The sequence below is a fragment of the Aeromonas sp. FDAARGOS 1417 genome (assembly GCF_019046985.1).
Lineage (GTDB): Bacteria > Pseudomonadota > Gammaproteobacteria > Enterobacterales > Aeromonadaceae > Aeromonas > Aeromonas veronii.
Genome location: NZ_CP077221.1, coordinates 707,730 through 727,756, shown reverse-complemented (window position 1 = coordinate 727,756; position 20,027 = coordinate 707,730). Strand labels below are relative to the sequence as shown.

Sequence of the window (20,027 nt, the reverse complement as noted above, 5' to 3'; positions counted from 1 at the left end):
TACATAGACGAAATGAGAACTGGATCACGGAAATCATCATGAGCCCCACCACTTCCCGCTGGCTGTTCATCGGTCTGTTTGCGCTGGTTATCTGGCGTCTGCTTCCGCTCTCCACCGAGCAGGAGATGGCTGCCGCCAACCGTGCCTGGCGTACCGGTCACTTTGATGAGGCGACCCGGATCTGGTCGCCACTGGCGGCGCAAGGGCAACCTAGGGCGCAAGCCTTGATGGGCTGGAGCCATGAAGTGGGGCAGGGGAGCGAGCAGGATATCCACCAGGCCATCAGCCTCTATCGCCAGTCGGCGCTGGCAGGGGATCCCTTCGGCCAATATCGGCTGGCAGAGCTCTATCTGCGCGGTGTCGGGGTCAAGCGAGATCTGCGCCAAGCCTTTCACTGGATGGATCAGGCAGCCCGCAATGGTGATGTCCCGGCCATGCTGAAAGTCGGCGTCCTTCATCTGATGGGGGTCAGCGGCAGGGTCGATCTGCCTCAGGCGAAACAGTGGCTCTATCAGGCGGCACAAAAGGGCAACAAGCTGGCGCTTCAGGTGCTGCAAGAGCTGGCGCTGGGCGAGGAGGGGAGTAGTACCTTTAACTTCAACTGGCAACCCCTGCTTGGTGAATAGTCGGCAGGCGACTCATTTGACTGTAGAAAATATCTGCAAATCCGATACAGCACGCCCGACTTCTGGTAGCATGGGATCGTTTTGGCTTGGTTTGTCACGTTAGACATGTGGTTTACGTGTCAGGCCGTCTTCGCAAAGTGCTGTGGAGAACCAAAACATCACCTTTTTGAATCTCTTTTCCATCCCGCATGTGACCTTTGGTAGGGGTCACCACTGTATAAGGAAACACATAATGCCAATCATTACTCTGCCTGACGGCAGCCAACGTCAATTTGCCCACTCTGTTTCCGTCATGGATGTGGCTGCGGACATCGGTCCCGGTCTCGCCAAGGCGTGCATTGCCGGTCGGGTAAACGGTGAACTGGTAGATGCGTGCGAGCTGATCGAAGCCGATGCTGCGCTGGCCATCATCACCGCCAAAGACGAAGAAGGTCTGGACATCCTGCGCCACTCCTGCGCCCACTTGCTGGGTCATGCTATCAAGCAACTCTGGCCCCAGACCAAGATGGCCATCGGTCCTGTCATCGATAACGGCTTCTACTATGACGTTGATCTTGACCGTACCCTGACCGATGAAGATCTGGCTGCCCTGGAAGAGCGCATGCTGGCGCTGGTAGCCAAAGATTACGACGTCATCAAGAAGAAAGTCTCCTGGCAAGAAGCGCGCGATGTATTCGAGGCGCGCGGCGAGTCTTACAAAGTCGAAATCCTGGATCAGAACATTGCCCGTGATGACCAGCCTGGTCTCTATCATCACGAAGAGTACATCGACATGTGTCGCGGCCCGCACGTGCCCAACATGCGTCACTGCCACCACTTCAAACTGCTGAAGATGTCCGGCGCCTACTGGCGTGGCGACTCCAACAACAAGATGCTGCAGCGTATCTACGGTACCGCCTGGGCTGACAAGAAGCAGCTCAAGGCCTATCTGCAGCGCCTGGAAGAAGCCGCCAAGCGCGACCACCGCAAGATCGGCAAGCAGCTCGACCTGTATCACATGCAGGAAGAAGCACCCGGTATGGTGTTCTGGCACAACGATGGCTGGACCATCTTCCGTGAGCTGGAAACCTTTATCCGCGGCAAGCTCAAAGAGTACGACTATCAGGAAGTGAAAGGTCCGTTCATGATGGACCGCGTCCTGTGGGAGCGTTCAGGTCACTGGGAGAAATACGCCCAGGCCATGTTCACCACCCAGTCCGAAAACCGCGAGTACGCCATCAAGCCGATGAACTGCCCGGGTCACGTCCAGATCTTCAACCAGGGTCTGAAGTCCTACCGCGATCTGCCGCTGCGTATGGCCGAGTTTGGTTCCTGCCACCGCAACGAGCCGTCCGGTTCCCTGCACGGTCTGATGCGGGTGCGCGGCTTCACTCAGGATGACGCTCACATCTTCTGTACCGAAGAGCAGATCATGGAAGAGGTCTCCGGCTGTATTCGTATGGTCTATGACGTCTACGGTACCTTTGGCTTCGAGAACATCGTGGTCAAGCTCTCCACTCGTCCCGAGCAGCGTATCGGCTCCGACGAGATGTGGGATCGCGCCGAGAAAGCGCTGGCCGAAGCGCTGGAGCTCAACGGTCTGAAGTACGATCTGCAGCCGGGTGAAGGGGCGTTCTACGGTCCCAAGATTGAATTTACCCTGCACGATTGCCTTGATCGTGCGTGGCAATGTGGTACCGTGCAGCTCGACTTTGCCCTGCCTGGTCGTCTGGGTGCCACTTATGTGGGCGAAAACAACGATCGCCATGTACCTGTGATGATCCACCGGGCCATCCTAGGTTCTATCGAACGCTTCATCGGTATTCTGACTGAAGAGTACGCCGGTCTGTTCCCGACCTGGTTGGCACCGACTCAGGCTGTGGTCATGAATATCACGGACAATCAGGCCGATTATGCGGTGAAAGTAGCCAAAGCATTGAATGATGCGGGCCTTCGCGCAAAAGCGGACTTGAGAAATGAGAAGATTGGCTTTAAAATCCGCGAGCATACTTTGAAGCGAGTACCTTTCATGCTGGTCTGCGGCGATAAAGAAGTTGAAGCCGGTAAGATTGCAGTACGGACTCGTAAAGGGGCTGACCTGGGCACTTATCCTGTTGAAGAGTTCATCGCTCTGTTGACCCAGGAAGTTCAGACCCGCGGACAAAAGAAAGTGGAGGAATAAGCTATAAAAGGCGGAAAAAAACTGGGCAAGCAACCGCAAGCCCGCGCTCACCGGATCAATGAAGAGATCCGTCTGAAAGAAGTTCGTCTGACTGGTCTGGATGGTGAAGCCATTGGCATCACCTCCATTCAGGATGCTCTGAACTTGGCCGCAGAGGCCGGAGTTGATCTGGTAGAGATCAGTCCAAATGCTGAGCCGCCCGTTTGCCGGATCATGGATTACGGCAAATTCCTCTACGAAAAGAGCAAAACAACCAAAGAACAGAAGAAAAAGCAGAAAGTCGTCCAGGTCAAGGAAATCAAATTCCGTCCTGGCACTGACGAAGGCGACTATCAGGTAAAACTACGCAACCTGGTTCGCTTTCTGGAAGACGGGGACAAGGCTAAGGTCACCCTGCGCTTCCGTGGTCGTGAAATGGCCCATCAGGATCTTGGTATCAAGGTTTTGGAGCGCGTCAAGAACGATCTGGAAGAGTTGGCCGTAGTCGAGTCGTTCCCGAAAGTCGAAGGCCGTCAAGCTGTGATGGTCCTCGCACCTAAGAAGAAATCTTAAGGCCCACAAGAAATTGACTCATGGGGCTCGCCCCATGAGTTGGTTCGCCTTGCGATTTTGTTGTCACTCACAATGCGGAGTATGAAATGCCGAAGATGAAAACCAACCGGGGTGCTGCAAAGCGCTTCAAAAAGACTGGCTCGGGTCGCTTCAAGTGCAAGCACAACCACCTGCGTCACATCCTGACCAAGAAGAGCAGCAAGCGTAAGCGTCAGCTGGGACCGAAATTCATGGTTTCTGCTGCCGACCACAAACGTGTTGTCGCTTGTCTGCCGTACGCATAAGGGGGGATGTGAAAAATGCCAAGAGTTAAACGTGGTGTGACTGCTCGAGCTCGTCACAAGAAAGTAATGAAAGCCGCCAAAGGTTACTACGGTGCCCGTTCCCGTGTTTACCGCGTAGCGGTACAAGCGGTAACCAAAGCTGGTCAGTATGCCTACCGTGACCGTCGCCAGAAAAAGCGTCAGTTCCGTCAGCTGTGGATTGCGCGTATCAACGCTGCAGCCCGTCAGAACGGTCTGTCCTACAGCCGTCTGATCAACGGTCTGAAGAAGGCTTCTATCGAGATCGATCGCAAGATCCTGTCCGATATCGCCGTTCACGACAAAATGGCTTTCACCGCCCTGGTTGAAAAAGCTAAAGCAGCTCTGGTTTAATCCAGTTCTGTTATAAACGCTAAAAGGAGGCTCAGGCCTCCTTTTTTGTATCTATAACTCTCTGTTTTACATTACTTTTTCCTTTCTCCCGCCCATATTCTGTCCACTGTTTTACACGAGCTGCATATTTCTCCACACAAGGTGATATGTGCGAGATGACCTGTTCTACAAATAGCTTATATGCCAACAAACTAGATGTTTGTTCCATTATTTCAGGAGTTACGGTGAACCGATAAGACTCGCTTGATATAACAAAATGATTTGTAGGGAGAAAAGCCAACCTTAGCTATGGTCAGCGAAGGGGCTTTTTTTGTATTATTCCCCCCTTGACCTTATTTAGCCTAAAGGCTCCTGTACCGGGAGTGGTGACGAGGAAGACATGCAACAGCTTGAAGAAGTAGTCGGCCAAGCCAGAGCCGAAATTGAGGGCGTGAGCGATATCGCTACCCTCGACGAAATCCGGGTCAAATATCTGGGTAAAAAGGGCTTTTTTACCGAGCAGATGAAGGGCCTGGGTGCCTTGTCTGCCGAAGAGCGTCCCGCCGCGGGCGCCGTGATCAACCAGGCCAAACAGCAGGTTCAGGATGCGCTAAACGAGCGTCGTGAAGCGCTCGAAGTTGCTGTGCTGAACCAGAAGCTGGCAGCCGAGACCATCGACGTAAGCCTGCCGGGCCGTCGTATCGAGAATGGCGGTCTGCACCCGGTAACCCGCACCATCGAGCGCATCGAGCGCCTGTTTGGCGAGATGGGCTTCAAGGTTGCCCGTGGTCCCGAGATTGAAGATGGCTTCCACAACTTTGATGCGCTGAACATTCCGGCTCATCACCCGGCGCGTACCGATCACGATACCTTCTACTTCAATCCTGATCTGATGCTGCGTACCCACACCTCGGGCGTGCAGATCCGCACCATGGAACATCAGCAGCCGCCGATCCGCATCATTGCACCGGGCCGCGTCTATCGTAACGACTACGACATGACCCACACCCCGATGTTCCATCAGGTTGAAGGTCTGCTGGTTGACGAGCATGCCAGCTTTACCGAGCTGAAGGGCATTCTGCACGACTTCCTGCGTAACTACTTCGAGGAAGACCTGACCATTCGCTTCCGTCCTTCCTACTTCCCGTTCACCGAGCCGAGCGCCGAAGTAGACGTGATGGGCAAGAACGGCAAGTGGCTGGAAGTGCTGGGTTGCGGCATGGTGCACCCGAACGTACTGCGTTCGGTCGGTATCGATCCGGAAAAATACTCCGGCTTTGCCTTCGGCATGGGCGTTGAGCGCCTGACCATGCTGCGTTACGGGGTCAACGACCTGCGTGCCTTCTTCGAAAACGACCTGCGCTTCCTCAAGCAGTTCAAGTAAGGGCGAGAGAACATGAAATTCAGTAAATCCTGGGTGATGGAGTGGGTCCGCACCGAGTTGAGTGACAATGCGCTGGCCGAGCAGATCACCATGGCCGGTCTGGAAGTGGACGCCGTGGAAGCGGTGGCTGGCCAGTTCAACAATGTGGTCGTGGGTGAAGTGGTCGAGTGCGCCCAGCATCCTGACGCCGACAAGCTGCGGGTGACCAAGGTCAACGTGGGTGAAGCCGAGCTGCTGGACATCGTCTGTGGCGCGCCGAACTGCCGTCAGGGCTTGAAAGTGTGTGTGGCCAAAGTAGGGGCGACCCTGCCGGGTGATTTCACCATCAAGAAAGCCAAGCTGCGTGGCCAGCCGTCCCATGGCATGCTCTGCTCTTTCAGTGAGCTGGGTATCGACGTTGAAGCCGATGGCATCATCGAGCTGCCGGCCGATGCCCCCATCGGTACCGATATTCGCGACTACCTCAATCTAAACGACGTATCCATCGATGTGGATCTGACTCCGAACCGTGCCGATTGCCTCGGTATCGCCGGTCTGGCCCGAGAAATCGGCGTGCTCAACAGCGTGGACGTGGTCGAGCCGACCTGGACGCCGGCTGTTGCCACCATTGATGCAACTTTCCCGATCCGGGTTGAAGCACCAGCTGATTGCCCCCGTTATCTGGGTCGCGTCATCAAGGGGCTGAACCTGCAGGCCCAGAGCCCGCTTTGGATGCAAGAGAAGCTGCGCCGTGGTGGTATCCGCTCCATCGACGCCATTGTCGACATCACCAACTACCTGCTGTTGGAATACGGTCAGCCGATGCACGCCTTCGATCTGGCTACCCTGGAAGGGGAACTGGTGGTGCGTCGCGCCCACACCGATGAGCCGATGACCCTGCTCGACGGCAACGAAGTGAAGCTCAAAGAGACCACTTTGGTGATTGCCGATGCCAAAGGTCCTGCCTGCATGGCCGGTATCTTCGGCGGCAACCGCACCGGTGTATCCGAGACGACCACCGACATCCTGCTGGAGTGCGCCTTCTTCGCGCCGCTCTCCATCACCGGCCGTGCCCGTGCTTACGGTCTGCACACCGACTCTTCCCATCGCTTCGAGCGCGGGGTGGATCCGCAGCTGCAAGCCAAGGTGATGGACCGTGCAACTCGCCTGCTGCTGGATATCTGCGGCGGCGAAGCGGGTCCGGTCATCGAGGTCAAATCCGATGCCCATCTGCCGAAAGCGGCCCCCATCAAGCTGCGTCGCAGCAAGCTCGACAAGGTGATCGGTATCAGCGTGGCTGACGCTCAGGTGGTCGAGATCCTGACTCGCCTTGGCATGCAGGTGACTGTGGATGCTGACGGTTGGACTGCGCTGGCACCCTCCTGGCGTTTCGATATCGCCATCGAGGAAGACCTCATCGAGGAAGTGGCTCGCATCTACGGCTACAACAACATCCCGAACCTGAAACCCGCCGCCTCTCTGGCGATGGTGGAGCAGGCAGAAGGGCAGGTGACCTTGAAGCGCGTGCGCGACCTGCTGGTTGACCGCGGTTTCCAGGAAGCGATCACCTACAGCTTCGTCGATCCCAAGACCCAGCAAACCCTGTTCCCGCAGAGCGATGCCATCGTACTGCCGAACCCGATCTCGGTCGAGATGTCCGCCATGCGTGTCTCTCTGTTCCCGGGTCTGGTGCAGGCCGTCGTTTACAACCAGAACCGTCAGCAGCCGCGTGTGCGTCTGTTTGAACAGGGTCTGCGTTTCATCAAGGATGAAAGCGCCGAGAATGGCATCCGTCAGGAGCCGATGCTGGCCGGTATCATCACTGGCAACCAGAGCGACGAGCACTGGGACATCAAAACCCGCGCAGCCGACTTCTTTGATTTGAAAGGGGATCTGGAAGCGGTGCTGGATTTGACCGCCGAAGGGGCCACCTTTACCTTCGAGCGTACCGAGCACAGCGCCCTGCACCCGGGCCAGAGCGCAGCCATCCTGCGTAATGGCGAGATCATCGGCCACATCGGCGTGATCCACCCGAGCCTCGAGAAGAAGCTGGGCCTCAAGAGCCGCGCGGTGATGTTTGAGCTGGAGCTGGACAAGCTGACCCCGGCCAAGGTGCCTGTGGCTGCCGAAGTTTCCAAGTTCCCGGCGAACCGTCGCGACATCGCCGTCGTGGTCGATCGTCAGGTTCTGGCAGGTGATGTGCTTGCGGTAATTAAAAAAGTTGGCGGAAATCAGGTAGTTGGAATAAACTTGTTTGACGTATACCAGGGGGCTGGTATGGCAGAGGACAAGAAGAGCCTGGCCATCAGTCTTGTATTGCAAGACACCCAGCGCACCCTGGAGGAGAAAGAGATTGCCGAGACCGTAGACAATGTCGTGCGGGCCCTTGGTGAAGAGTTGAATGCATCCTTGAGGGATTGATCTATGGCGCTTACCAAAGCCGACATTGCAGAGCACCTGTTCACCCAGCTCGGGATGAGCAAGCGTGAAGCCAAAGATATGGTGGAAGCCTTCTTTGAGGAAATCCGACAGGCGCTTGAGCGTGGTGAACAAGTCAAGATTTCAGGCTTCGGTAACTTTGACCTTCGTGAGAAGAATCAGCGTCCCGGACGCAACCCCAAGACGGGCGAGGATATTCCTATCAGCGCCCGCCGCGTGGTGACCTTCCGGCCTGGCCAGAAGCTCAAGGCCAGGGTAGAAAATGTTGAACCCAACGAGTGATAAAAAGCCAGGCAGATGCCTGGCTTTTGTTTTCAGATGACCAAATTCCCCGTTTTTCTTCTGGGTGCCGTACTGGCACTGCCATTGCACGCCAAGCCTTTGCAGACCACAGTGCTGCCGTTGGCGCCGGCGACCCAAGCTTATGTAAATTCACTGAGTCAGCTCTCGCTCTGCTATCCTGCGACGCTTCCTCCACCATACCTGATGACCGAGGGGGGACTGCTCAAGGATCGCCTCGCCCGGTTGCAGGAGCTGTTCCCGATTCCGCTTGTGCTCAAAGAGTTGCCCGATTGGCAGACATTGCGCAACGGGCTCGCAGAGGGTGACTGCGACATCATTCCCTATGTTGGAACCCGCAAGAAGGCCGTGGAGGGCATGCGGTTAAGCCGTCCGATGATGGAGACCGATGCCGCCATCCTCTACAAGGGTGAAAATCTAAAACAGGCCCGCTTTCTGGTCTACTCGGTGGCAGACTCTGCCCGCCTGTTGCACGAGCTCTATCCTCAGGCGCACATTATTTCCCTAAAAAGCGGAGAGAAGGTCTACGACGCGCTGCAAAGTGGCAAGGGTGATGCCTATCTGGGGGACTATCTGCAACTGCGCTATCTGATGCGCGAGTTTCCTGCCGATGGTTTGCGCCTGCGCCGCCTGTTTGGTGAGGATCGGATCATCAGCTATCGCTTGATGATGCGTGATCAGCCGGAGTTGGCCAATCTGGTGGACACCCTGATCCGTCATATGCCGGCCGGTACTATCTATACCGATCTGGCCCGTTATCTCGATCAGGGGTCGCTATATGTCAACCAGCCCCACTTCAGCGATACCGAGCAGGCCTGGTTATCCGGCCGCGGGCGCACCATTCGCCTGGTGGTCAATCCCGAGTTGATGCCCTATAGCGGCGTCAATGATCTGGGGGAGGCGAAAGGGTGGAGCGCGGATGTGCTGCGCTGGGTCACCCAGGAGACCGGGCTGAAATACAAGCTAGTGCTTGCCGCCAGCAAGGCGGAGGCCGTAGAAAAGCTGCGCCGTGGTGAGGCAGACATGATGGCCGGCTTGCCGGAATCCCCGGCATTGACGGATCAGTTCATTTTCAGCCGGACGATCTCCACCAACCGGTTTGCCTTGATCAGCAAGCGCAAGCTGGCTGCCGATCGCATTACCCAACTCAAGCGGCAGCGTATTCTGGTACCGGAATCCCTCTACGATCCCTCCTTGCTCGCCCTGCTCGGTGATCAGGAGTGGCTTCGCACCGACGGCATCGAGCAGGGGCTGGCAGCGATCAAACAGGGCAAGGCTGACGCCATGCTGAGCGAGCTATACCAGCTGCAATATCCCCAGCGTACCAACTTGCTGGAAGGGCTCGATATCGAGGAGCTGGAAGATCGCTTCAGCCTTGGCTTTGCCATCAACAAGAGTCAGACCGAACTGGCCGGGGTGATGGATCGCAACCTGATGGCACTGACCAGCACCCAGATCGATGAACTAAACCAGCGCTGGCGCCGCTTGCTCGTCGTGCAGCAGCCTGGCGTGAGCTACGCCGCCTGGTTTGGCTCCATCGCCATGGCACTGCTGATCAGCGGTATCGTCATCGGCGGGATCTGGCGCTCCCGCCAGCAACTGGCACGGGAGGTGGCCCAGCGTCACGCCGCCGAGAAGGCGCTGGCCATCGAGAGCGAGCTGCGGGAAACCATGTTTCAGGCGTTGCCGGTGCCCGTCTATTTGCGCAATAGCCAGGGCAAGGTGATCAAATCCAATAAACAGGGGCGACGTCTGGCCCTGCGCTATTCGCAGCAGTTGATGTTGCCGCCGGTACAGCCTCAGAGGAGTGAAGGGGAGTTGGTGCTGGGGGATCAGGTCTTCGCCTATGCCCAGCATCCGCTGCGGCTGGACAAGCAGGCACCTGCCACCGATCTCATCGCCCTGTCGGATATCAGTGTGCTGCGTGAGCAGGCCCGTTTTCTGCGTCAGGCAGAGCGCCGCCTGCGCGCCCTGACCAATACCGTGCCCGGCGTGGTGCTGCAGTTTATGTTCGAGCGGGGACGGGTGGGGGGGATCGAGTTTATCAGCCGGGGCTGTTACGAGCTGCTGGGGCTGGCGAGTCAGCAGATCCGTCGTGAGCCCAAACGGGTGCTCATTATGCTGGAGCGCGAGGATCGCCGCCGGGTACGCCGTGAGATGTTCGCCATGTTGCAGGCTGGCAAACCCTTCGCATTCACCATGCGCTACCACCATCCGACCAAGGGTCTGCGCTGGTTGCAGCTCTATGGCCGTGGCCGCAGTCAGCCGCAGGGGTGGCGAATTTATGCGGTGATGCAGGATGCCACTGCCAGGGTCGAGCAGGATCAGGCATTGCAGCACTCCCATGAGCAGGCGCAACAGGCAGTGCTGGCCAAGGGGCGCTTTCTGGCCGCCATCAGCCACGAGATCCGCACGCCGATGAACGCCATGCTCGGCTTGCTGGAGTGGCTGGCCAGCACTCCTTTGTCGAGAGAGCAAGACTCTGCGCTGGCGCGGGTGCGTCAGGCGGGGGATGAGCTGCTCGGCCTGCTCAACGATGTGCTCGACTTTAGCCGCAACGAGAACAGCAAACTCTCCCTCTCGCCGCAACCCACCGATTTTGCCGAGCTGTGTGAGCACGTGGCGGCAGTGCACTGGACCAAGGCGCGGGCCAAGGGATTGCAACTGCGCCTTAAGTTGGATCCGGCTCTGCCAGCCCTGCAGACCCTCGACCCTCACCGGGTACGGCAAGTGCTCCACAACCTGCTCTCCAATGCCATCAAGTTCAGCCTGCGTGGGGAAGTGGTGCTGTGGGCCGAGGTGGTCGCATCGACCTTGCGCTTTGGTGTGGATGATCAGGGACCGGGGATCACCGCCAAGATGCGCACCACGCTCTTTATGCCATTCGAGCAGTTTGCCGTTGAAGGCCAGCTGCGGGCGCCGGGCACCGGTCTTGGTCTGGCGATCTGCAAGCAGCTGATCGAGCAGATGGGTGGGCTTATCGATGTCGAGGGGCGTGTTGGTGGCGGTAGCCGCTTCTACTGCGAGCTGCCCCTGAAGCGGGTGCAGCAGGAGCCGGACTGGCTGCCCAATGTGCGGCAGCTGGCACTCTCTTTACCCCATGATGAGGCGCAAGCGCTGTCGCCCTGGCTCAGTCGCTTGGGGATCGCCACCGTCAGCAACGCCGTTGATACGCTGCAAGCGGAGGTGGACGAGAAGGGGCTCTACTATTGGGCCTGGCAAGGGGAGTCCTGGGTGCCCGGGACCATCATCACCCTGCTGCAGCCACGGCTGACCCCGGATCAACCGGTCGCAGGCACCCAGCCCGGGCTTGGCATGCGGGTTCTGCTGGTTGAAGATCACGATGTCAATCGCGAGCTGATCAGCCTGCAACTGGGGCAACTTGGTGCCAGCGTTATCACTGCCGCCAACGGGCAGCTGGCGCTGGAGATGCTGGCGCAGCAGGAGGTGGATTTTGTGCTGACCGATCTGCAGATGCCGGTGATGAACGGGGCCGAGCTGTGCAGGCAATTGCGCCAATCCGCTCGTTGGGCCCGTCTGCCGGTCTATGTGATCACCGCAGATCTCAGTGATCAGGCGGCAAGGGAGCTGCAATCCTGCGGTTGCGATGGCCATCTGGACAAGCCGGTCGCCCTCAAGGAGCTGGCGACCTTGCTGCGCCATATTGCCAAAGAGGGGAGCAATGTTGTCGCCCCGACACCGGTTGCCTCGCTGCTGACCGATGAACTGGCCGCCCTTTATCTGAAGGCTACCCGTGATGATTTGGCCGAACTTGAGCGCTGCAGCACAGAAGAAGATGAAGTTGGCGTGAATGCTGCTTTACACAAGTTGAAGGGGGCCGCCAGAATGGTAGGGGCGACTGCGTTGGTGGCGGTCATTGAAGAGTGGCAACAGGCGCCCCATCCGATGCTGCAAGCCAGATTGAACCGGGCACTGGATGAGTTCAGCCAGCAGTTTTCAAAGAGGGCTCAAGATGATCATCACTGATGAAGAATTACTGGCGTTGCTCGATTCGGAAGAGCATGAGGCGGCAGGATTTTGCCCCATTGTGCTCTATGCCCTCGACAGCACCGCCCATGAGTTGGCCAGCACCATGACATTGCCCTCCTATGTCACGCTGCACCGTACCCGACCGGATGCCTGCTGGCAGTGGGAAGGGCTATTTGCGGCCGGTGCCATTGCCCTTTACGACCCTGCCGCTCATCAGCAGGCGGACTACTTCCCCCAGTTGCAGCAGCATGAGGGGATCTACGCTATCGGCGAGGATTGGCTGGGGGGGCTTGCCGCCAGTTACCGTAACTGGTGCAACTGGCTGGCCGCTAACAAGGTGCTGCTGCTCGAGGATCACCCGTTTCAGGGGATGCAACTGCAACAGACCATCGCCGGGTTGGGGCTCCCCTGTCAGTGGGTACAGGATGAATCGGCCTGCCTTGCGGCATTGTCGGCGGGCGACATCAGCCTGCTGGTGTGCGATCTCAGTCTGGTGGAGCAAGATGCCATCAGTCTGCTGATGAACCAGCCCCAGTTGCAGGAGGCCGGGCTGCCCATCGTGCTGCTCTCGGCCCATGAGCAGACGCTGATCGACGGTGCCCGCCGCCTGCTGCACGATGCCGGTTTCAATATTCTGGCGGCGCTGGCCAAGCCGCTTGATTGCGACGAGCTGCTCAGGTTGCTGCGTCGACTCTATCTGGGCCCGCTGCGTCAGCAGCGCTTGAGCGGCCAGCGCCGCTCCATCCGCCGGTGGCAGGGGGAGGTGCAGGGTCAGCTAGGGCTGCTCTCCAGTCCCGCGACCCCTCATCCGGTCTGGCTGGCGGTGACAGGCTTGCCCAGCCGCTGGGAGGCGCTCAAGGATTGGCTGACGGAGCAGTCGCGCACCCCAGCCGAACTGACCCTGCTGATCCACCGTCGTGACCACCTGCTCGGCAATGCCGATCGCTTCGCGCTGGTGCTGCAAGCCAGTCTGGCGGGGAGCAAGCTGGCGCTGCTGCTCGATAACAGCCAGCATCTGCCATTCGATCTGCTGGAGCGTTTGCCGCTGCAAGCCTTGCTGCTGGGGCAGGGGATCTTGCCGGAGATGGAGTCCTTGACCGGTGACTCCCTGCTGGGACGCTTTATGGCCCGGGTTCGGGAGCTGGGGATCGCCGTCTATCTGGATGATCCTTACAACCTGCTCGACGTCGAAGTGTGGCGAGAGCGCGGTATGACGGGGCGCTGGTAAGCCATGCCGCGCTACCTCTGCTGGCCCATGCACCGGGAGCGCCTTGGCAAAGGGCTGGATGGCTGGCCTCATCCGGTTTCCCGGGCCGCACTGCCACTGGCTATGGAGGTCTCCGGGGTGCCTTGCCTGCTGCGCGAGCTGCATGGTGTGGCGCCTGCCCGCATGCTGGCCGCTTACGATGCATTGAGTGAAGAGAGCATCTATCTGCGCTTTATGCGTCCGAAACGGACGCCGCCACCGGAACAGGTGGCCCAATTTCTCAATTACCATCCCGAACAACAGATCTCGCTGCTACTGACCGATCTGGCTGGTGAGCCGCTGGCTCAGGCGCAATCAATCCGCCGCCGCCTTCATCCCGATCGGGCGGAGTTTTCTTGCATCGTAGCGGATCACTTTCAGCACAAGGGGGCGGGGAGGCGGATTCTGCTGGCGCTGGCACTGCTGGCCAGGGTGGACGGGATCCGGGAGTGGACGGCGGAAGTGCTGGCCCAGAACCGGCCCATGCTGACCCTGCTCAAGCGCCTTGGCTTGCCGCTGACCCTGGTGACCGGACGGGAGATGGTCTTTGTCAGGCTGGATCTGTCGGTACTGGATGCCTGGTTGCCCGCACCGCCAGCGGTGCCGCTTAAGACCAAGGGCGAATAGTGACACTTTTTTCCCTGTGCTAAGGTCACATTTATTGTGCGGGGATAGACGGAGCAGCTTATGGCGCAGTCATACAAACATATCGTGATCCTGACCGGCGCGGGGATCTCTGCCGAATCCGGCATCAAGACTTTTCGTGCCTGCGACGGTTTGTGGGAAGAGCACAAGGTCGAGGATGTGGCGACCCCCGATGGGTATGCCCGGGATCCCGAACTGGTGCTGCGCTTTTACAACTCCCGCCGCAAACAGCTGCAACAGCCCCAGGTTCATCCCAATCCGGCCCACTATGCGCTGGCCCGCCTCGAGCGACTGCTGCCCGGCACAGTCACCCTGGTCACCCAGAACATCGACAATCTGCACGAGAGCGCTGGCAGCAAGAACCTTATCCATATGCACGGCGAGCTGCTCAAGGCCCGCTGCCCCGAGTCCGGTCAGGTGATCGAGTGGCGCGGTGATCTCCATCAGGACGAGCTCTGCTCCTGCTGCCAGTTTCCCCAGCCGATGCGTCCCCATGTGGTCTGGTTTGGCGAAATGCCGCTCGGGCTGGATCGCATCTACAGCGCGCTTGCCCAGTGCGATCTCTTTATCTCCATCGGCACCTCTGGCGCTGTCTATCCGGCCGCCGGGTTTGTCCATGAAGCGGGATTGAACGGGGCGCACACCATCGAGCTCAATCTCGAGCCGAGCGAAGTGGGCAGCCAGTTTGACGAAAAACGCTATGGCCCAGCCTCCCTGCTGGTGCCCGCCTATGTCGATGAGTTGCTGGAGGCGTGCGGCATTCATCAACCGAGGCAAGTCGAGGGGCACAACTGGATGGAGATGCGTGGTCCCTGAGCGACTGTGCGACGGGACAGTTGCAATGGTTCGGTGAAATCGCCACACTGGCAACCATTTAAAAAATGGGACGCAGTTGGCGCAAATTACCATGACCGCAGTAAAGCAATGGATCGCTTTTTTTCTCCTGATGCTGGCCAGTGCCAGCGCATCGGCCTCCATCCCCCTGATGACCCTGGTACTGCCAGATGGCCAGCAGGTGACCCTCGATGAGGCGGCTCTCTCCGCCTTGCCACAGACCGAATTCACTACGACTACCCCCTGGACTCAGGGCGCCCACCACTATCGCGGGCCGACCCTGTCAGCCGTGCTGGCGGCGCAAGGGATCCCGGGTGCCCGCAAGATCGCCGTCTCGGCCCTCAACGGCTATCAGCAGGTGGTGGATCTGGCCCTGTTCGACGGCGTGCCGCTGACCCTGGTGCGTCAGGAGGACGGCAAACCGCTGACCCGGCGCAACAAGGGACCGCTCTGGCTGCTCATCCCGTTCACCACCTATCCCAAGCTGGACGTGCCAGCCATTCACAACTGCATGGTGTGGCAGGTGACCCGCATCGAGATCATCGATTGATGGGGCTATCCCGCCAAAATCTGCTGTTGGTTGCGGTGTCGCTGCTGTTCCTGCTCTCGTCGGGCAGCAGCCTCTATCTGCAGTATCGGCAGGAGCAGCTGGTCGACACTTTCTACCGCAATGTCCACTGGAACATCAGCCAGGTAATGCTCGAATCCCAGCGTTTCCTCTACGATCTGCAGCTCTATCGGGCTGGCAGACTGTCGATGGAGACCCTGAGCCTTGATTACGATCTGCTGTGGAACCGGCTCGACATCTTCCTCATCAGCAGCGAGACCGCCGAGATGCGCCAGCGGCACGGGCTCGGCAAGGTGCTGGCCACCCTGTTCGAGCAGATCAAGCAGCTCGAACCCCAGATGGAGGCTGGTGCGCTGCGCGAGGGGGTTGAGCTTGCCCGCTTGCAGGAGGCGATCGCCAGCCAGACCCGTCTCGTCGAACAGATAGGGGATCAGATCCTCTCCGGCCAGGAGCGGGAGCATTCGGTCAGCCAGATCCGCAACAGCCTGTTCTGGCTGCAGATCTGGCAACTGATCCTGTTGCTGACCGGTGGCGCTCTGGTCGCAGCCCTTATTCGCGCCAATCTGGCGAACCGTCGGCTTGCCCTGCTCGATCCCCTGACCCAGCTTGGCAACCGCCGTGCCCTGCAGGAGCAGCTCTCTCGCGCTCTGCATGCCGATGATGTGAGCGCCCTGGTGGTGCTCGATCTCAAGCGCTTCAAGCAGGTCAATGATCTGCTGGGTTATCAGGTCGGTGATCGGTTGTTGCAGATGGTGGCCAACAAGCTGCAACAGGCCCATGGCAGCCACGCTTACCGGCTCGGTGGTGACGAATTTGCCGTGGTGCTGACCAAGGCAGATGATGCGCTGGAAACCGCCATTCATGAGCTGGTGGATCTGCTCCATTTCGAGTTCGTGACCCGGGAGTGCAGCTTCGATCTGGCCTGTCGGCTCGGGGTCGCCAAGGCGCAGCAACAGGATGCCGCCCGGCTGCTGGATCAGGCCATCCTGGCCCTCAACCAGGCCAAGCGTAGCCAGGAGGGGGCGATCAGCTGGTTTGAGCCCGCCATGCTGCAGCAGTTGCAGTTGAGTCAGCAGCAGCTTCATCAGCTGCGAGAGTGGCTGGCGGGGCGCGAGCCTGCACCGCTGCGAGTGGCATTGCAGGCGCTGACGGATGGGCAGGGCAACGACATGTGGCAATTGGCGCTTGAGTGGCGTGAGCAGGGAGTACCCTGCCACATGCGCTGGCTGCAGGAGTGCGGTGTGCTGGGGCCCGTGTTGGCCCGGGTGCTGCAAACGCACGAGGCGCAGTATGCCGATGGTCGAGCACTGCTGGTCCCGCTCGACAACCAGGCCCAACTGACCCATCTACTGGCCTATCTGCCGGGGTCTTCCCGCACGCCGCTGGTGTTGCTGGTGCCGATGCTGCAGCCGGATGGTGTCTTGCTGGCGGGATTGCGCCAGCAGGGTTGTACTCTGGCGCTCAGAGAGATTGGCAGTACCACCGCGGCGCAGCTGGCAGCCGGCTGGCCTGTCCGCTACTGGCTGCCGCAGGGTGATGAAGATGGCGAGTTGCTGCAACCTCTGGCCAGACGATTGGGGCTGGTGCCACTGCAAGTGCTGGCGGCCAGGGAGACAAGGTCGCTGGCCTGAGGGCAAAAAGCGGTATTGCACCGGTAAGAGACAGAATGAAACAAGGCGACCTTGGGGTCGCCTTGTTCTTTTGTTTCCCCTGAAAATCAGGGGCGGGGCGCGCAAGATTGTCTGATCACCAGGTCCGGGTCGACAGTGATCAGGTGATTCTCCACCGCTTCGCCGTTGATCCGCGCCAGCAGGCGGGTGACGGCGAGGCGTCCCAGCTCCTCTTTGGGCTGGTTGACGGTGGTGAGCGGCGGCGACATAAATTCGGCCAGCGCCACATTGTCATAGCCGACGATGGAGATATCCCTCGGGATCACCAGCCCCGCCTGATGGGCGGCACTGATGGCCCCCATAGCCATCATGTCGTTACAGACAAAGAGGGCGGTGGGACGCTCGGGCAATGCTAGCAGACGAGTCATCGCCTGATGGCCGCTGGCGCAGTCAAAATCACCCTCCTGGATCCACCCTTGATTGAGCGTAAGACCTGCCTCCTGCAACGCCTGCTCAAAGCCAGCTTGGCGCTGGTTGGCGGGGGCGCGGCTGTGGGGGCCTGTGATGCAGCCGATGGCGGTATGGCCCAGCTCAATCAGATGGCGGGTTGCGAGATAACCGCCGTGGAAGGAGTTGTCGGCGATAAGATCCACATCTTCGCTGACCAGCCCCCAATCCATCACCACCACCGGCAGGCTCTTGAGCCAGTCGAGCTGGTTGAACACCTCTTGTTGGCCTTCGCTACACATGATGAGCAGGCCATCGACCCGCTTGCGCAGCATCATCTTGAGGTAGGAGAGAGCGGTTTCCGCCTGACCTTCGGTGTTGCCCAGCATCAGGTTGTAGCCCTGCTCGAAGCAGTAACGCTCCACCCCGCGCACCACTTCGGCAAAGAAGGGGTTGCTGGAGGTGGTGACCAGCATGCCGATACTGTTGGTCTCCTTCACCTTGAGGCTGCGGGCCACCAGACTCGGGGCATAGTTGAGCTCGCGCATGGCCGCAAAGACCCGCTCGCGGGTCTCCTCGGCCACGAAACGGGTCTCGTTGATGACGTGGGAGACGGTTGTGGTGGAGACCCCCGCCAGCGCCGCCACCTCCTTGATATTGGCCATCAGTGCCCCTGCGCAGTCTGCTCAAGCAGGAAGGAGTCGACCTCCTGCTTGCTCGGGATGGAGCTCTGGGCGCCGAAGCGGGTGACGGAGAGCGCCGCCGCCCCGTGGGCAAAGCGCACCGCGCTGTGGAAATCGGCACCCGCCAGTTCCGCCGCCAGCAGGGCGCCGTTGAAGGTATCGCCCGCGGCTGTGGTATCCACCGCCTTGACCCGAAAGCCCGGGATGAGTTGTTGCTGCTGTGCGTTGCTGCAATAGACCCCCTGCGACCCCAGGGTGATCATCACATCCGCAATGCCCATCTGGTGGAAGCGGGCGGCCGCCTCGCGGGCGCTCGCTTCATCGGTGACTTTGACGCCGGTCAACAACTCGGCTTCAGTCTGGTTGGGGGTGATAAGGTCGACCAGCGCCAGCAGTTCGCTTGAGAGCGGGCGGGCAGGGGCGGGGTTGAGCACCACCCGGGTGCCGTTGGCGCGAGCCAGGCGTGCAGCTTCATGGACGCTCTCGAGCGGTACTTCCAGCTGCAACAGCAGGGTGTGGGCGTCGGCGATCATCGCTTCGTGGCACTGCACCACCGCAGGGGTGATGGCACCGTTCGCCTCGGCGGAGATACCTATGCTGTTCTCCCCCTCATCGCTCACATAGATGATGGCGATACCGGTCGGGAGCTTGGGATCGAGTTCGACGGCGCTGACGTCGATGCCATCTTTGGCAAAGCCGGTTTTCATCTGGTGGCCGATGGCGTCATCACCGATGCGGGCGATAAAGGAGACGGGGGCGCCAAGGCGGGCGGCCGCAACCGCCTGATTAGCCCCCTTGCCACCGGGGACCACCTGATAGCTGTGGCCGGTCAGGGTTTCACCCGGGCGAGGAAAGTGGGGAACGCGCAGCACATGGTCTGCATTGACACTGCCCAGAACGACGAGACGATTCATGTTGACTACTCCTGATGCATCTTGGCTTGAACACTGTGATGGCGTGAGCCCAAGCCGGGAGGCACCTGAACGAGAGGGAAAAGGGGAGGCGAACCTCCCCTCGAGAACTTACTTGCTGACTACTTGCAGCGGTACCGGGATGGATTTCTCTACCGGCTGACCTTTGAGCACCTTGTCGGCAGTCTCGACGCCGATGGCACCAATCAGGGCAGGTTGCTGGGCCACGGTGGCGGCCAGTTTACCCTTGGCTACGGCGGCTTTGCCATCGTCAGTGCCGTCGAAGCCGACGATCATTACCTCTTTCCCGGCAGCCTGCACCGCGCGGATGGCACCCAGCGCCATCTCGTCGTTCTGGGCGAACACAGCCTGTACGGTCGGATGGGCCGCCAGCAGGTTTTCCATGACGTTCAGACCCTTGGTGCGGTCAAAGTCGGCAGGCTGGGAAGCCAGTACCTGCAGCTTGTTGGCCGCCACGGCCAGGGCAAAACCTTCGCCACGGTCGCGGGCGGCGGAGGTACCGGCAATCCCTTCCAGCTGGATCACCTTGGCACCGGTACCCAGTTTCTCGGTGATAAAGTCACCGGCCAGCTTGCCGCCCGCCACGTTGTCGGAGGCAATGTGGGCCTTGACCTCACCCTGCGCAGCGCCGCGGTCCAGGGTCAGTACCGGAATGCTGGCGCGGTTGGCCAGACGAATGGCGTTGCCCACCGCTTCGGAGTCGGTGGGGTTGATCAGAATGGCACCGACCTTGCGTACGGTGAGATCTTCCATGTTGGAGAGCTCTTTGGCCGGGTCATTCTGGGAGTCCAGTACCACCAGCTCGTAGCCAAGCTCCTTGGCTTTGGCTTCGGCACCCTCTTTCATGGTGACGAAGAAGGGGTTATTGAGGGTGGAAACCACCATTGCCAGGGTTTGATCGGCGGCATGGGCGGTGCCCAGCACGGACATGATGGCGGCAGCGAGCAGGGTATTGAGCTTTTTCATCATTTCATTCCTTGTGTGTGGCTTGTCTTA

General features: G+C 59.5%; 17 protein-coding genes. 14 read left to right on the top strand and 3 right to left on the bottom strand.

The features are described from left to right. Window positions 1-38 precede the first annotated feature (38 nt). The 14 genes from I6L47_RS03270 (at window position 39) to I6L47_RS03205 (ending at window position 16,990) form a co-directional block, all read left to right on the top strand. The gene (locus tag I6L47_RS03270; RefSeq protein ID WP_216948648.1) at window positions 39-626 is read left to right on the top strand and encodes a tetratricopeptide repeat protein; all 588 of its coding nucleotides are present in this window, start codon (window positions 39-41) and stop codon (window positions 624-626) included. 232 nt (window positions 627-858) lie between these two features. Beyond that, entirely contained in the window at window positions 859-2,787 is a 1,929-nt protein-coding gene (gene thrS, locus I6L47_RS03265; RefSeq protein ID WP_005336690.1) for a threonine--tRNA ligase, read from the top strand. Between the two features lie 21 nt (window positions 2,788-2,808). Continuing rightward, the gene (infC, locus tag I6L47_RS03260; protein ID WP_196783562.1) at window positions 2,809-3,339 is read left to right on the top strand and encodes a translation initiation factor IF-3; all 531 of its coding nucleotides are present in this window, start codon (window positions 2,809-2,811) and stop codon (window positions 3,337-3,339) included. Between the two features lie 86 nt (window positions 3,340-3,425). Then, complete coding sequence (gene rpmI, locus I6L47_RS03255; RefSeq protein WP_005336688.1) at window positions 3,426-3,623, top strand: 50S ribosomal protein L35; 198 nt, start codon at window positions 3,426-3,428, stop codon at window positions 3,621-3,623. Window positions 3,624-3,638: 15 nt separating this feature from the next. Next, entirely contained in the window at window positions 3,639-3,995 is a 357-nt protein-coding gene (rplT, locus tag I6L47_RS03250; RefSeq protein WP_005336687.1) for a 50S ribosomal protein L20, read from the top strand. Between the two features lie 379 nt (window positions 3,996-4,374). After that, entirely contained in the window at window positions 4,375-5,358 is a 984-nt protein-coding gene (gene pheS, locus I6L47_RS03245) for a phenylalanine--tRNA ligase subunit alpha (RefSeq protein WP_005336686.1), read from the top strand. Window positions 5,359-5,370: 12 nt separating this feature from the next. Continuing rightward, the gene (gene pheT, locus I6L47_RS03240) at window positions 5,371-7,758 is read left to right on the top strand and encodes a phenylalanine--tRNA ligase subunit beta (protein ID WP_216948647.1); all 2,388 of its coding nucleotides are present in this window, start codon (window positions 5,371-5,373) and stop codon (window positions 7,756-7,758) included. Window positions 7,759-7,761: 3 nt separating this feature from the next. Next, window positions 7,762-8,058 carry an integration host factor subunit alpha gene (gene ihfA / locus I6L47_RS03235; protein WP_005300715.1) on the top strand — a complete coding sequence of 99 codons (297 nt, stop codon included), beginning with the start codon at window positions 7,762-7,764 and terminating at the stop codon, window positions 8,056-8,058. 15 nt (window positions 8,059-8,073) lie between these two features. Further along, window positions 8,074-12,063 (top strand): transporter substrate-binding domain-containing protein, encoded by a 3,990-nt coding sequence (locus I6L47_RS03230; protein ID WP_216948646.1) that lies wholly within the window; start codon window positions 8,074-8,076, stop codon window positions 12,061-12,063. Continuing rightward, window positions 12,050-13,294, top strand: coding sequence for a response regulator (locus I6L47_RS03225; RefSeq protein ID WP_216948645.1), 1,245 nt, complete (start codon window positions 12,050-12,052; stop codon window positions 13,292-13,294). The genes I6L47_RS03230 and I6L47_RS03225 overlap by 14 nt, the downstream gene beginning before the upstream one ends. A gap of 3 nt (window positions 13,295-13,297) precedes the next feature. After that, complete coding sequence (locus I6L47_RS03220; RefSeq protein ID WP_216948644.1) at window positions 13,298-13,939, top strand: GNAT family N-acetyltransferase; 642 nt, start codon at window positions 13,298-13,300, stop codon at window positions 13,937-13,939. Between the two features lie 60 nt (window positions 13,940-13,999). Further along, window positions 14,000-14,773 (top strand): Sir2 family NAD+-dependent deacetylase, encoded by a 774-nt coding sequence (gene cobB / locus I6L47_RS03215; RefSeq protein ID WP_216948643.1) that lies wholly within the window; start codon window positions 14,000-14,002, stop codon window positions 14,771-14,773. Window positions 14,774-14,864: 91 nt separating this feature from the next. Next, window positions 14,865-15,341, top strand: coding sequence for a hypothetical protein (locus I6L47_RS03210; protein ID WP_216948642.1), 477 nt, complete (start codon window positions 14,865-14,867; stop codon window positions 15,339-15,341). Then, window positions 15,341-16,990, top strand: a complete 1,650-nt coding sequence (locus I6L47_RS03205; protein WP_216948641.1) for a diguanylate cyclase — start codon at window positions 15,341-15,343, stop codon at window positions 16,988-16,990. The genes I6L47_RS03210 and I6L47_RS03205 overlap by 1 nt, the downstream gene beginning before the upstream one ends. 86 nt (window positions 16,991-17,076) lie before the next feature. Here the strand turns inward: I6L47_RS03205 and I6L47_RS03200 are convergent, their stop codons facing one another. The 3 genes from I6L47_RS03200 to rbsB form a co-directional block, all read right to left on the bottom strand. Beyond that, window positions 17,077-18,081: a substrate-binding domain-containing protein gene (locus I6L47_RS03200; protein WP_216948640.1), complete on the bottom strand. Its 1,005-nt coding sequence runs from the start codon at window positions 18,079-18,081 to the stop codon at window positions 17,077-17,079. Continuing rightward, window positions 18,081-19,013, bottom strand: coding sequence for a ribokinase (gene rbsK / locus I6L47_RS03195; protein WP_216948639.1), 933 nt, complete (start codon window positions 19,011-19,013; stop codon window positions 18,081-18,083). The genes I6L47_RS03200 and rbsK overlap by 1 nt, the downstream gene beginning before the upstream one ends. A 108-nt stretch (window positions 19,014-19,121) precedes the next feature. Beyond that, window positions 19,122-19,997 (bottom strand): ribose ABC transporter substrate-binding protein RbsB, encoded by an 876-nt coding sequence (rbsB, locus tag I6L47_RS03190; RefSeq protein WP_005336672.1) that lies wholly within the window; start codon window positions 19,995-19,997, stop codon window positions 19,122-19,124. Window positions 19,998-20,027 lie beyond the last annotated feature (30 nt).

What these genes read in the sequence shown, in the direction of transcription:
- I6L47_RS03220 (WP_216948644.1), top strand. Translation starts at nt 13,298, where the DNA reads ATGCCGCGCTACCTCTGCTGGCCCATGCACCGGGAGCGCCTTGGCAAA.
- I6L47_RS03225 (WP_216948645.1), top strand. Translation starts at nt 12,050, where the DNA reads ATGATCATCACTGATGAAGAATTACTGGCGTTGCTCGATTCGGAAGAG.
- I6L47_RS03200 (WP_216948640.1), bottom strand. Translation starts at nt 18,081, where the DNA reads ATGGCCAATATCAAGGAGGTGGCGGCGCTGGCGGGGGTCTCCACCACA.
- pheS (WP_005336686.1), top strand. Translation starts at nt 4,375, where the DNA reads ATGCAACAGCTTGAAGAAGTAGTCGGCCAAGCCAGAGCCGAAATTGAG.
- rplT (WP_005336687.1), top strand. Translation starts at nt 3,639, where the DNA reads ATGCCAAGAGTTAAACGTGGTGTGACTGCTCGAGCTCGTCACAAGAAA.
- I6L47_RS03230 (WP_216948646.1), top strand. Translation starts at nt 8,074, where the DNA reads ATGCCTGGCTTTTGTTTTCAGATGACCAAATTCCCCGTTTTTCTTCTG.
- I6L47_RS03205 (WP_216948641.1), top strand. Translation starts at nt 15,341, where the DNA reads ATGGGGCTATCCCGCCAAAATCTGCTGTTGGTTGCGGTGTCGCTGCTG.
- rbsK (WP_216948639.1), bottom strand. Translation starts at nt 19,013, where the DNA reads ATGAATCGTCTCGTCGTTCTGGGCAGTGTCAATGCAGACCATGTGCTG.
- ihfA (WP_005300715.1), top strand. Translation starts at nt 7,762, where the DNA reads ATGGCGCTTACCAAAGCCGACATTGCAGAGCACCTGTTCACCCAGCTC.
- I6L47_RS03210 (WP_216948642.1), top strand. Translation starts at nt 14,865, where the DNA reads ATGACCGCAGTAAAGCAATGGATCGCTTTTTTTCTCCTGATGCTGGCC.
- thrS (WP_005336690.1), top strand. Translation starts at nt 859, where the DNA reads ATGCCAATCATTACTCTGCCTGACGGCAGCCAACGTCAATTTGCCCAC.
- pheT (WP_216948647.1), top strand. Translation starts at nt 5,371, where the DNA reads ATGAAATTCAGTAAATCCTGGGTGATGGAGTGGGTCCGCACCGAGTTG.
- rbsB (WP_005336672.1), bottom strand. Translation starts at nt 19,997, where the DNA reads ATGAAAAAGCTCAATACCCTGCTCGCTGCCGCCATCATGTCCGTGCTG.
- rpmI (WP_005336688.1), top strand. Translation starts at nt 3,426, where the DNA reads ATGCCGAAGATGAAAACCAACCGGGGTGCTGCAAAGCGCTTCAAAAAG.
- I6L47_RS03270 (WP_216948648.1), top strand. Translation starts at nt 39, where the DNA reads ATGAGCCCCACCACTTCCCGCTGGCTGTTCATCGGTCTGTTTGCGCTG.
- cobB (WP_216948643.1), top strand. Translation starts at nt 14,000, where the DNA reads ATGGCGCAGTCATACAAACATATCGTGATCCTGACCGGCGCGGGGATC.